Raw genomic sequence first — 12,184 nt, 5'->3', positions numbered from 1 at the left:
GCCGAGCCGCCGAGCCGCCGAGCCGCCGAGCCGCCGAGCCGCCGAGCCGCCGAGCCGCCGAGCCGCCGAGCCGCCGAGCCGCCGAGCCGCCGAGCCGCCGAGCCGCCGTCCGCCGTCCGCCGCCTGACGCGCAGGCCCGCGAGCACGTCGTCGGGGCAGGTCGTCGGGGCAGGTCGTCGTCGCCGTCAGGGGCCGTCGTTGCCGGGGTCGTCGCTCGACCGGGAACGCACCAGGGCGAGGTCGGCGCTGCGTGGCCGCTTTGAAGCTACCTTACACCCTCACCGGAAATTGATCTCCAGTCGAGTCATCAGGCAGTCACGCCATGTCATCACGTGACGCGGCGTGTCATGTGGCGAGGGCGGCGGTGACGACGGCGGCCTCGTCGCACTGGCCGTTGGCCTCGAGGGCGTCGGCCAGGACGCGGGCCGCGTAGATCCGGCTGCGCACGTCCTCGCCGGCCAGGGTCTGCGCCTGCCGGGCCCAGTCGAGGGCCTCGACCTGCCGGCCCGCGGCGAGCAGGGCGCCGGCGTAGGCCGCCACCGCGTGCCGGCGGGAGAACATCACCGACGGACCGGGGCGGTCCGCGGCCACGCAGCCGAGCACCTCCAGCGCCGCCGCCAGGTCGCCCTGGGCCTGGCGGGCCAGGCCGAACAGGACCCGCGGCGCGACCTTCGCCGCTTCGAGGACGTCGTGGGTCTCCACGACCTGCAGGACAGCCCTGGCGTCGTCCTCGGCGGCCGCCGCGTCGCCGCGGTCCAGGCTGACGAAGCCGCGCATCGTCCGCGACATGCCGATGAGCAGCGGATGGCCGGTCTTCTCGCCGTACTCGGTGGCGTCGGTGAGCAGGTCGAAGGCGTGCGCGGGCTCGGCCAGCTCGCGGGCGACCACGCCGCGGACCACGAGCGCGAGGCCGCGGCCCCAGTCGTCGCCGGCGGCGGCGAAGTCGCGGTAGGCCCGGCGCGCCTCCTGGTCGGCGTCGGCCAGGTCGCCGCTCTCCGCGGCCGCGAAGGCCTCGACCGCGCGCAGGGTGCCGACCGCCCAGGCGTCGCCGACCCGCTCGCCGAAGGGCAGGAACGCCTTCGCCAGGCGCCTGGCCTCGCCGAGCCGGCCGGCGAGCAGGCGGACGAAGGCGGTGGTGCCGCGCAGCCAGGCCCGGCCGACGGGGTCGCCCAGCTCGGCGAAGCGGCGGGCGGCCCGGCCGAGGGCCGCGTCGGCGCCGGCGAAGTCGCCGCGGGTGGTGGTGACCCAGGCCAGGTGCTGCAGCGACCAGGCCTGCGCCCGCCGGTCGCCGGAGCTGACCGCGATCTGGAAGGACTCGGCGAAGCGCCCGCCGGCCTCGGCGAGCCGGCCTTCGAGGAAGTCGGCCATGCCGAGCCGGCGCATGGCGTCGCCCCGCTCGTACGTGAGGCGCGCCTCCGTCGCCGCTTCGAGGGCTTCGTTGAGGGTCTGGTAGCTGCGGCGCTGGTCGCCGGTGGCACGGTAGGCGCGGCCGGCGACGAGCAGGGCGCCGACCCGGACCGCGGGGTCGTCGGGTGCGTTGGCGGTGACCTTCTCGGCGCCGGCGAGGGCTTCGGAGACCCGGCCGAGCTGGAGCAGCGCCCGCGCGTGCACGAGCCGGTCGCCGAGCGGGACGGTGCCGAGGGCGGCGGCCCGGTCGGCGGCCTGGGCGGCCTGGGCGGGTTCGCCGGTGGCAAGGGCCTCGCGGGCCGCGCGGCCGAGGGCCTGCACGCCGAGCGGCGCGGCGGAGCGGGCGAGGGAGTCGGGGCGCAGCCCGACGACGTCGGCGAGGCGGGAGGCGCGCTCGGCGTGGTCGGCGATGAACGCGTCGGCGGCGCCGGCGGTCATGTTGAGGCCGGTGACGGTGCCGCCGGTGTTGCCGGAGCTCTGCCAGGCGGTCATCGCCGCGGCCGCCCAGCGGGACAGCGCGGCGTGCCGCTCGGCGAGGTCGGCCTTGCCGATGCCGGCATACGCGGCCTCGCGCAGCAGCGGCGTGGCGAACGCGTAGCCGCCGCGGGCGCGGCGCAGCATGCGCCGCTGGAGCAGCTCCTCGACGGCGCGCTCCAGCTCGACGGCGGCGACGACGGCGGGCCGGGCCGGTTGGCCGGGCGGGTTGAAGCGCAGCGCCTCCAGGGCCCGGCTGGGCACGGTGTCGCCGATGACGGCCGCGTCGCGCAGCACGGCGCGGGTGTCGGGGGGCAGCGCGTCGATGCGGGCGGCGAGGACGGCGGCGAGGTCGCGGGAGAGCAGCCGCCCGCCGAGAGAGCCGGGGGTGAGCCGCCAGCCGACGGGGTCGCTGCCGGGCACGGTGCTCAGCGCGCCGCGCTCCTGCAGGAGGGTGACCAGCTCGGCGAGGTAGAACGGGTTGCCTTGGGCGGTCGCGAGGAGCCGGTCCTCGTCGGGTGCCGCGAGCCGCCCGCCGCCGAGGTACGCGCTGAGCAGCCGCGCCGCGTCGGCACCGCGCAGCGGCGGGATCGGCACCAGCTCGGCGTCGGGCACGCGGGTGAGGACGCCGGCGGAGCGGACCAGCTCGGGCCGGCCGAGCAGCACGATGAGGACCGGGCCGGTGATCCGCTCGATGGCGGCGCCGAGCGCGTCGACGGTCTCGGCGGTCGCGTCGTGCAGGTCGTCGACGATGACGACGAGGGGCGTCTCGGCGGCCATGCCGGACAGCAGCTCCGCGACCGCGTTGGGCACGGCGTGCAGGTCGAGCTCGTCGGGTTTGGCGCCGGGCGCGACCCAGGACGCCTCCGACGACGAGCCGGAGTAGCCGATGAGGCTCAGCAGCAGGTCGGTGGCGAAGCGGGGCGGCTCGGGGCGGCCGCGGGCGGCGCGGGCCAGCCGCTGCGCGAGGCGGCGCAGCCGCTCCTCGACCGCTTCGCGGGTGAGGTTGGTGGCGTCCGGCGGCAGGCCGATCGCGGCGCGGACGAGGTCGGCGAGGGGCGCGAGCCGGCGGCGTTCGCCGAAGGCGGCGCAGTGCACGGACAGCACGCGGGCGCCGCCGCCGGGCGCGAACCCGGCGCTCGGCGTGTAGCCGGCGCTGCCGAGGTAGCCGGCGGCGAAGCGCTCGATCTCGCCGGCGAGCCGGGACTTGCCCAGCCCGGCCTCGCCGGTGAAGACCAGGACGCGGGTCTCCTGCCGGTCGGCGATCTCGGCGAGCCGGCCGGAGACGCGGGCGAGCTCCGCCTCGCGGCCGACGAACGGCGCCTCGTCGCCGAGGCCGGAGCGGGTGCCGGGGGCGTCGAGCAGGCCGAGCAGTTCGTACGCCTCGACCGGCTCCCGTTTGCCTTTCAGGCGCAGGGGGCGCAGCGCGCGCCAGGAGGCGAGCCGCCGGGTGGTGGCGGAGGTGCGGTCGCCCGCGTAGACGGCGCCGATCGCGGCGGCGTCGGCGAGCCGGGCCGCCGTGTTGACGGTGTCGCCGATGACCGTGTATTCGATGCCCGCCTGTACGCCGGCGACGACGGTGCCCGTGTTGAGTCCGATGCGCAGCCCGAGCGGGGCACCGCCGCCGCGCTCGTCGTCGAGGACCCGGCGCACCGCCCGCTGCATGGACAGCGCGGCGCGAACGGCTCGCTCGGCGTCGTCCTCGTGGGCGACGGGGGCGCCGAAGACGGCCATGATGCCGTCGCCGGTGAGCTTGTCGACGTGGCCGCCGAAGGTCTTGACCGCGCCGGCGAGCGCGGCGAGCACCCGGTCGGTGACCGCGCCGACCCGCTCCGGGTCGAGGTCCTCCGACCAGGCGGTGAAGTCGGACAGGTCGCCGAAGAGCACGGTCACGATCCGCCGCTCGGCGGCCGGGAGGGTGGCCGCGGCCGGCAGCGCCGAGCCGCAATGGTGGCAGAACCGCGCACCCGGAACGGCCACGGTTCCACACACCGAACACGTCACGTTGCGTCCAACCCTGGCTGGGGTGGTTGTGATTCCCGACTCAGATAGGCAAGTTGCGCCCGGACCGACCACTTGGCCGCTTCCCACAGGCTGCGGTCGACATCGGCGTACACCAGAGCGACGACCTCGGCGGGATCGGTGGCGCCCGCGGCGAGCGCCGCCCGGACCTGCTCGAGGCGGGCCTGGCGGTGCTGGTGGTAGAAGCGGGCGGCGACGGCGGTGTCGGTGAGTGCCGGACCGTGTCCGGGCAGCGCGGGCACGCCCTCGAAGCCGGCCAGCAGTCGCAGGCTGTTCAGGTAGTCGCCGAGGTCGCCGTCGGGCCAGGCGACGATGGTGGTCCCTCGGCCGAGGATGGTGTCGCCGGTCAGCATCAGCCGCTGGTCGTCGTGCCGTGCGGCGAAGCAGACGGAGTCGGCGGTGTGACCGGGCGTGATGACAGGTTCGATGAGGACGCCGTCGACGTCGAGCGTCGCGTGTACCGGCGGCTGGTGGACCGGCGCGCCGGTGAGCTCGGCGAGGCGCGGTACACCTTCGGTGTGGTCCTCGTGGCTGTGCGTGAGGATGATGGCGGCGATCGGCGCGTGGCCGGCGACTGCCCGCAGGTGGCCCTCGTCCAGCGGGCCCGGGTCGACGACGACGCAGCCGCCGCCGGGCGCCCGCAGGAGCCAGGTGTTGGTGCCGTCGAGTGTCATCGGGCCCGGGTTGGGCGCGCGGACCAGCGTCACCCAGTCGGGCAACGACGTGAGGACCTCGGCGGTCGGGGCGGTGACGTGGCTTACCACGAAGTGATCGTACGGCGGGCCGGTTCCCACGACACGTCACCCGACCGGGCATCGAACCCGCACGGGGGTCCGTCGCTCAGGCGACCTCGAAGATCGCTTCGACCTCGACCGGGGTGTTGAGCGGCAGGGAGGAGACGCCGACGGCGCTGCGGGCGTGCCGGCCCGCCTCACCGAAGACCTCGGCGAACAGCTCGCTGGCGCCGTTGATGACGCCCGGCTGGCCGGTGAAGCCCGGTGCCGACGCGACGAACCCGACGATCTTGACCACCCGGACGACCTTGTCCAGGCCGACCAGGGCGTGCACGGCGGCGAGGGCGTTGAGCCCGGCCTGGCGGGCGAGCTCCTTGGCCTGCTCGGGGGTCACGTCGGCGCCGACCAGGCCGGCGGCGGCGAGCTTCCCGTCGACCATCGGCAGCTGCCCCGAGACATACACGTGGTTGTTCGTCTGTACGGCCGGCACGTAGGCGGCGACCGGCGGCACGACCGCCGGGATCGTCAGGCCCAGGTCCTCCAGCCGGGTGAACACCTCACTGCCCACGTCAGTCCGCCTTGGGGCGCTTGAAGTAGGCCACGAGGTTCTCCGGGTTGAGGCCCGGCACGATCGCCACGAGCTCCCAGCCGTCCTCGCCGAAGTTGTCCAGGATCAGCTTCGTGTTGTGGACCAGCAGGGGTGCGGTCAGGTACTCCCATTTCTGCATGAGGGGAGACTATCGGTCGCCTGCGGCGCGACGAGCGGACGCCGACCGAAATGGGGTCCCCCAATGCTCGCGCGCGACGGCTACCCTAAGGGCCGCGCCGCACGGGTCCCGGGAGCCGGACCGCCGGCGGACCGGCCGTCGCACACGAGGTGGAGACATGACACAACCGCCCCAGTACCCCGGGCAGCCCGAATACCAGGGCCAGCCGGGCGACCCTTACGCCGCGCCGGGTCAGGCACCGCAGCCTCCGCAGCCGGCTCCGGGTCAGGGCTGGCCGCCCGCGCCGGGCGTGCAGGACCCGTTCGCCGCGCCGCCCACCTCGGCGCCTCCGACCTCCGCTCCGCCGACGTCCGGCCAGCCGTATGCGGTGCCGGTCCAGCCGCCGTTCCCGCAGGCCGGGTATCCGCAGCAGCCCGACCCGACGCAGTACGGGCAGCAGCCGCAGTTCGGGCAGCCGGATCCGGCGCAGTATCCGCAGCAGGGTTACCCGCAGCAGCCGCAGTACCCACCGACGGGCGCGTTCCCGACGGGTCCGCAACCGACCGGGCAGTTCCCGACGGGTCCGCTGCAGCAGCAGCCGACCAGCGGTTTCCCGGCCCAGCCCACGAGCGGCTTCCCCGGCCAGCCGACCAGCGGCTTCCCGGCCGACCCCTACGCGGGTGGCTACCAGCCCGGCTACCAGCAGCCGGCGCCGCCGAGGAAGCGCGGCCTGATGATCACCCTGATCGTCCTGGCGGTCGTGCTCGTCCTGTGCGGCGGTGGCGGCGCGGCGGCGTACTTCGTCCAGAAGGGCAACCAGGGCAAGGGCCAGCCGAGCGCGGTCGACGCGGTCAACGGCTTCCTCAAGGCTGTCTACAAGGACAAGAACACCACCGAGGCGCTCAAGTACGTCTGCGCGTCGTCCCGTGACAAGAACAAGCTGGCCGCCCGGGTCGACGACATCAAGAAGTACGACGCCGGCCTGACCAGCCCGACCTACACGTGGCCCGCCCCGACGGTCGAGAAGCAGGACGCCTCCTCGGCGACGCTGGTCGTGCCGATCAAGGTCGCCACGAGTGACGAGAAGGTCGCCGAGTCGAAGTACAAGTTCCTCGCGACGAAGGACAACGGCTGGTGGGTGTGCGAGATCACCACCGCGTAGTCGCGGACGGCGCCCTGTAGCGTCGAGGGGTGACAACGCGCGAGTCTCAGGACGGGCGGGGCAGCCGTGCAGGAAGCATGGGCTGGCCCGCCCGTCTGCATGTGGTCACCGGCAAGGGCGGCACGGGCAAGACCACGGTCGCCGGCGCGCTGGCGCTCGCACTGGCCAGGGACGGCCGGCGCACGCTGCTGATCGAGGTCGAGGCCCGGCAGGGCATCGCGCAGGTCTTCGACCGCGACCCGCTGCCCTACCAGGAGCTGCGGATCGCCACGGCGAGCGGCGGCGGCGAGGTCCGCGCGCTGGCCGTGGACGCCGAGGAGGCGCTCCTGGAATACCTGGAGATGTTCTACCGGCTCGGCGTGGCCGGCCGGGCGCTGCGCAAGGTCGGCGCCGTCGACTTCGCCACGACCGTCGCGCCGGGGCTCCGCGACGTGCTGCTGACCGGCAAGGTCAAGGAGGCGGTGACGCGCACCGTCGACGGCCGCCGGGTGTACGACGCGGTCATCCTCGACGCGCCGCCGACGGGGCGGATCGGCCGTTTCCTCAACGTGACCGCCGAGACTGCCCGGTTGGCGAAGGTCGGCCCGATCAAGACGCAGAGTGAGGGCGTCGCGGCGATCCTGCGTTCGCCGATGACCGCCGTGCACGTGGTCACTCTTCTGGAGGAGATGCCGGTCCAGGAGACCGCCGACGCGATCGACGAGCTCAGCCGGCTCGGCATCCCGATCGGCACGGTGATCGTCAACGCGACCCGCCCGCCCGTGCTGGCCGGGGCGAAGGTGACCCAGGCGGACCTGCGGCGGGGGTTGACCGCGGCGGGGCTCACGGCCGACAAGGAGACCCTCGCGGGGCTGGCGGGCGAGGCCAAGGCGTACCAGACCCGGGTCGCCGCGGAGGCGTCACTGCGGGCCGACCTGCAGGGTCTCGGTCGGCCGGTGGTGGAGCTGCCCGTGCTCCCGGGCGGTGTCACCCCGCAGGCGCTGGAGTCCCTCGGTGATCTCTTGCTCACCTGAGCTTGACCGAGCGATGAACGGATACGCTCGCTAGGTGGGGACCCCCAAGCTCGACGTCGACGCGATCCTCGCCGACCCGGCGATCCGCATCGTCGTCTGCTGCGGCTCCGGCGGAGTCGGCAAGACCACGACCGCGGCCGCGCTCGCGGTGCGTGCCGCCGAGCGGCACGGCCGTCGCACGGTGGTGCTCACCATCGACCCGGCGCGCCGGCTGGCGCAGGCGCTGGGCCTGACCGAGCTGGACAACACGCCGCGCCTGGTCAAGGGGCTGCAGCCCGACTCGGCCGAGCTCCAGGCCATGATGCTGGACATGAAGCGGACCTTCGACGAGGTCGTGCTCGAGCACACCGACCCGAAGCGGGCCGAGGAGATCTTCGCCAACCCCTTCTACCAGGCCATGAGCTCCACGTTCTCCGGCACGCAGGAGTACATGGCGATGGAGAAGCTCGGCCAGCTGCGGGCCCGCGACGAGTGGGACCTGATCGTGGTCGACACGCCGCCGTCGCGCTCCGCGCTGGACTTCCTCGACGCGCCGGCGCGGCTGTCGCGGTTCCTGGACGGCAAGATGCTGCGGCTGCTGCTCGCCCCGGCCCGGGCCGGCGGGCGCAGCGTGTTCAACCTCGTATCGGCCTCGTTCGGGCTGTTCAGCCGTACCGTCACCAAGATCCTCGGGGCGCAGCTGCTGACCGACCTGTCGGGGTTCGTCGGCGCCCTCGACTCGATGTTCGGTGGCTTCCGTGAGCGCGCCGAGCAGACGTACCGGGTGCTCCAGGCACCGGAGACGGCGTTCCTGGTGGTGGCGGCGCCCGAGCCGGACGCGGTCCGGGAGGCGATGTATTTCGCCGGGCGGCTCGCGGCCGACCGGATGCCGCTGGCGGGTCTCGTGCTCAACCGGGTGGTGTCGGTGCCCGCCGCGCTGAGCGCCGACGACGCCCGTGCCGCCGCCGGCCGCCTCGACGAGCTGGGTGAGCATCCCTCGACGGCGGAGGTGCTCCGCGTGCACGCGGAGCTCGCGGACCAGCGGGACAGGCAGGCGGCGGTGTCAGGTCGGTTCCTGCGGGCCCACCCGGGTGTTCCGGTCGTGAAGATCCCGGCACAGCCCGCCGACGTCCATGACCTCGACGGGCTGCGCGCGATCGGATACTCGTTCTAGCCGGTGCCTCAGCCGGTCGGAACGAGCTCCTTGGTGGCGTCCTTCTCGTTACGATCCATGGCGGCTTCGAACATCTTGCGCCAGCTGGGCACCTGCGGGTGACGGCGCAGCAACGCACGGCGCTCGCGCTCGGTCATGCCGCCCCAGACTCCGAACTCGATCCGGTTGTCGAGGGCGTCTGCCAGGCACTCATACCGCACGGGGCAGCTCCGGCAGATCCGCTTCGCCACGTTCTGCTCGGCACCCTGGACGAACAAAGCGTCCGGGTCGCCATTGCGACACGCGGCGATGCTGGGCCAGTCGACGACCATGCTCATATTTCCTCTTCCCCCCTTGGACTCCCCCCGGGTCCATCCGCCGTGCTTGCCCCAGCGAATAGCACCCAAACCACGTCCCCCCATGGCTTTTGGATGCAGTTCGCCGGGCTACCCGGCGCGACAGGAGGGTCCCCGGCCACGGGAACCCCGAGAGGAGCTTTCCGGAACATCATGCTCTGTAGTCGTCCAGTTACGCAACGTTGTTGCACCAGGTTAACCGGCCCTATGTGATCCACCAAAAGGCCGGAGCGTGCTACTGCCGCGTCACGACCGGGTGCGATTTGCCCAAAAAGCCCGCACCCCCGCGATCCATGTATCAGACTCGGCTACGGGTCAACCTCACGACCGGTGTCACGCGTCTAGGACAACGAGGACGCCAGCATCAGGACGCGGCCTCATGACGCCGTCCCGTAGTCTGAGGAAGTGACCTGGATGCGCAAACGCGAACACGGCCTGCTGCCCAACGCAGCATCACTCCTGCTGTGTGGGCTGCTCGCGGGCTTGGTGGTTGCAGCGGCCGCATTCCCCGCGGTCGCGATGTCGGGCCTCGCCGCGAAGGCCGGCGCCGACACGTTCGAGAATCTGCCGACTGACATCGATGTGCTGCCGTCGCCGCAGATCAGTTATGTGTACGCATCCGACGGCAAGACCCTGCTGGCGATGATGTACGACGAGAACCGCCGCGACGTCACCAACCTCACCGACGTCGCCGACGTCATGCGCAAGGCGATCGTGGCCGCCGAGGACAACCGGTTCTACGAGCACCGCGGCGTCGACGTGAAGGGTGTGGCGCGCGCGTTCGTCGCCAACCAGAACGCCGGCGGCACCGCCGAGCAGGGCGCCTCGACGCTGACCATGCAGTACGTGCGGCAGGCGATCTCCTACTCGGCCAAGACGCCGCAGGACGTGGTGGACGCCACCGACAAGACCCCCACGCGCAAGCTGCGCGAGATGAAGTACGCGATCGACCTGGAGAAGAAGCTCAACAAGGACGAGATCCTGCTCCGGTACCTCAACATCGCCGCGTTCGGTCACGGCGCCTACGGCATCTTCGCGGCCGCGCACGTGTACTTCGAGAAGGACCCGAAGGACCTGACCCTGCCCGAGGCCGCGCTCATCGCCGGCCTGGTCAAGGCGCCCGGCACGAGCGACCCGGCGACCGCCGAGGGCCTGCCCCGCGCGCTGGACCGGCAGAAGTACGTGCTCAACCAGATGGTCGCGATGGGCTACATCAACCAGCAGCAGGCCGACGAGGCCGGCAAGACCAAGCTGAACATCGTCGGCAAGCGCACGCCCGAGGGCTGCGAGTCGGTGCAGCGCCCCAACGAGCTGGGCGCCGGCTTCTTCTGCGACTACCTGCGCCGCTGGTGGATGGAGCAGAAGGTCTTCGGCGAGGACCAGTACCAGCGCGCCAACCGGCTCCGCGCCGGCGGCTACACGGTGATCTCCTCTCTCGACGTCAACACCCAGGCCGCGGCCTTCAAGTACGCCGCCGACCAGCCGAACGTCGGCAAGAACGAGAAGATCCGGCTGGGCAACCAGAACGCGATCATGCTCGCCGCGGTCGAGCCGGGCACCGGCCGGGTCACGGCGATCGCGACGAACCGCACGTTCAGCAACGACAACAGCAAGAACGGGGCCAACACCAACCCGGACAAGAAGGGCCAGAAGGGCAACTACCCGAACACCACGGTGCCGATCATCACCGGTGACAGGGACATCCCCGGCTACCAGGCCGGCTCGACGTTCAAGATGTTCACCGCGGTGGCGGCGCTGGAGGCCGGCCTGCCCCTGGCGACGACGATCAACACCGAGAAGCAGTTCCAGTCGACCTTCAAGATCAACCCGAGCAGCCCGGCCGCGTGTAACGGCCCCTGGTACTGCCCGAAGAACGCCGGCGGCCAGTCCGGTCCGTACAACATGTGGACCGCGTTCGGCAGCTCGATCAACACGTACTTCGTGCCACTGGAGCAGCAGGTCGGCGCCGACAAGGTGGTCGACGTGGCGAAGCGCCTCGGCATCCAGTTCAACGCCTCCGAGGACGCCAACCTGGCCCAGCCCCAGAACGCGAAGGGCTGGGGCGCCTTCACCCTCGGCGTCAGCGCCACCACGCCACTGCAGCTGGCCAACGCCTACGGCACGCTCGCCGCGGACGGCCTGTACTGCGAGCCGACCCCGATCCTCGAAGTCAAGGACAACAGCGGCAAGAAGGTCGAGGGGCTCGACCCGAAGTGCAAGCAGGTCGTCGACAAGGAGGTCGCGCGCGCGGCCGTCGACATGGCCCGCTGCCCCGTCGGCGACCAGTCCGCCACCGGCAAGTGCGGCGGCGCCACCGCGGGCTACGCCCGCAAGTACGTCGGCCGCCCGGTCGCCGGCAAGTCCGGCACCACCGACTCGGAGAAGAGCGCCACGTTCGTCGCGATGACCAAGCAGCTCGCGGTCGGCGGCTTCCTCACCGACCCCGACTGGCCCGAGACCAACAAGGACATGAAGCACCCCCAGATCAACTACGCGACCCTGGGCACGCTCAAGGACGGCCTCGTCGGCAAGCCGGTGGTGCAGTTCACGGCGCCGACCAAGGACAAGTCGATGGGCAAGCTGGTGGAGATCCCGTCGGTCAAGTGCGCCCCGGTCGACCAGGCGCGCAGCCGGATCACCCGGGCCGGCTTCACCGTGACGGTCTCCCCGAGCCAGGTCCCCTCCCCCTGCCCCGCCGGCACCGTCGCCCGCACCGAACCCGGCGGCGCCACGGTCAAGGGGGGCCAGGTCGCCCTGATCATCAGCAAGGGCCCTGGCAACCCCGCCCCGCCCTACCTGGGCACCGACCCCGCCACCGGCAACGGCGTCCGCGACGACACGGAATGCCCGCTCCCCTGGGTCTGCTGACCCCGCACCACACCACGCAACGCGGCCGCCCCGGACCTCCCGGGGCGGGCGCTCCCGTCTGCGCCCGTCTACAACGCCCCGCGCGCGAGGCCCTCGATTGCACAACCCGGGCTCGACCAACGCAGGGCACGCCGGACGAGCAGGCCGGGGCGGGTCAGAGTCGGCGCAGGCCGGGCCGGGTGGGCCGGGCCGGGTGGGCCAGGCCAGGTGGGCCAGGCCAGGTGGGCCAGGCCAGGTGGGCCAGGCCAGGTGGGCCAGGCCAGGTGGGCCAGGCCAGGTGGGCCAGGCCAGGTGGGCCAGGCCAGGTGG

At 72.8% G+C, this 12,184-nt stretch carries 8 protein-coding genes and 1 pseudogene; 4 read left to right on the top strand and 5 right to left on the bottom strand.

Annotation, left to right across the window (positions count from 1 at the left end):
• Positions 1-387: 387 nt before the first annotated feature.
• The 4 genes and pseudogenes from ABD332_RS59430 to sp36 form a co-directional block, all read right to left on the bottom strand.
• Positions 388-3,885: pseudogene (locus ABD332_RS59430) on the bottom strand (adenylate/guanylate cyclase domain-containing protein); the annotation flags it as partial.
• Entirely contained in the window at positions 3,882-4,667 is a 786-nt protein-coding gene (locus ABD332_RS59425; protein WP_344515937.1) for an MBL fold metallo-hydrolase, read from the bottom strand. The gene ABD332_RS59425 and the pseudogene ABD332_RS59430, both read right to left, overlap by 4 nt.
• Positions 4,668-4,743: 76 nt before the next feature.
• Complete coding sequence (locus ABD332_RS59420) at positions 4,744-5,205, bottom strand: RidA family protein (RefSeq protein ID WP_344515935.1); 462 nt, start codon at positions 5,203-5,205, stop codon at positions 4,744-4,746.
• Between the two features lies 1 nt (position 5,206).
• Positions 5,207-5,365: a Sp36 family protein gene (gene sp36 / locus ABD332_RS59415; RefSeq protein ID WP_344515934.1), complete on the bottom strand. Its 159-nt coding sequence runs from the start codon at positions 5,363-5,365 to the stop codon at positions 5,207-5,209.
• A 157-nt stretch (positions 5,366-5,522) separates the two neighbouring features.
• Between sp36 and ABD332_RS59410 the strand changes: the two genes are divergently transcribed.
• The 3 genes from ABD332_RS59410 to bagB all read left to right on the top strand — a co-directional run bounded on the left by ABD332_RS59410 (position 5,523) and on the right by bagB (position 8,672).
• Positions 5,523-6,506 carry an Rv0361 family membrane protein gene (locus ABD332_RS59410; RefSeq protein WP_344515932.1) on the top strand — a complete coding sequence of 328 codons (984 nt, stop codon included), beginning with the start codon at positions 5,523-5,525 and terminating at the stop codon, positions 6,504-6,506.
• Between the two features lie 77 nt (positions 6,507-6,583).
• Entirely contained in the window at positions 6,584-7,519 is a 936-nt protein-coding gene (gene bagA / locus ABD332_RS59405) for an ATPase BagA (protein WP_344515930.1), read from the top strand.
• Between the two features lie 34 nt (positions 7,520-7,553).
• Positions 7,554-8,672: an ArsA family ATPase gene (gene bagB, locus ABD332_RS59400; RefSeq protein ID WP_344515928.1), complete on the top strand. Its 1,119-nt coding sequence runs from the start codon at positions 7,554-7,556 to the stop codon at positions 8,670-8,672.
• Between the two features lie 8 nt (positions 8,673-8,680).
• On the opposite strand, the gene ABD332_RS59395 is transcribed toward bagB, so the two are convergent.
• Complete coding sequence (locus ABD332_RS59395) at positions 8,681-8,989, bottom strand: WhiB family transcriptional regulator (RefSeq protein WP_344515926.1); 309 nt, start codon at positions 8,987-8,989, stop codon at positions 8,681-8,683.
• 432 nt (positions 8,990-9,421) lie between these two features.
• Between ABD332_RS59395 and ABD332_RS59390 the strand changes: the two genes are divergently transcribed.
• Complete coding sequence (locus tag ABD332_RS59390; RefSeq protein WP_344515924.1) at positions 9,422-11,875, top strand: transglycosylase domain-containing protein; 2,454 nt, start codon at positions 9,422-9,424, stop codon at positions 11,873-11,875.
• The last annotated feature ends 309 nt before the right edge of the window (positions 11,876-12,184 follow it).

It is taken from the genome of Dactylosporangium maewongense (genome assembly GCF_039531485.1).
Taxonomy (GTDB): Bacteria; Actinomycetota; Actinomycetes; order Mycobacteriales; family Micromonosporaceae; genus Dactylosporangium; species Dactylosporangium maewongense.
The sequence above is the reverse complement of the archived record's forward strand: the minus strand, read 5'-3'. Positions and strand labels throughout refer to the sequence as shown.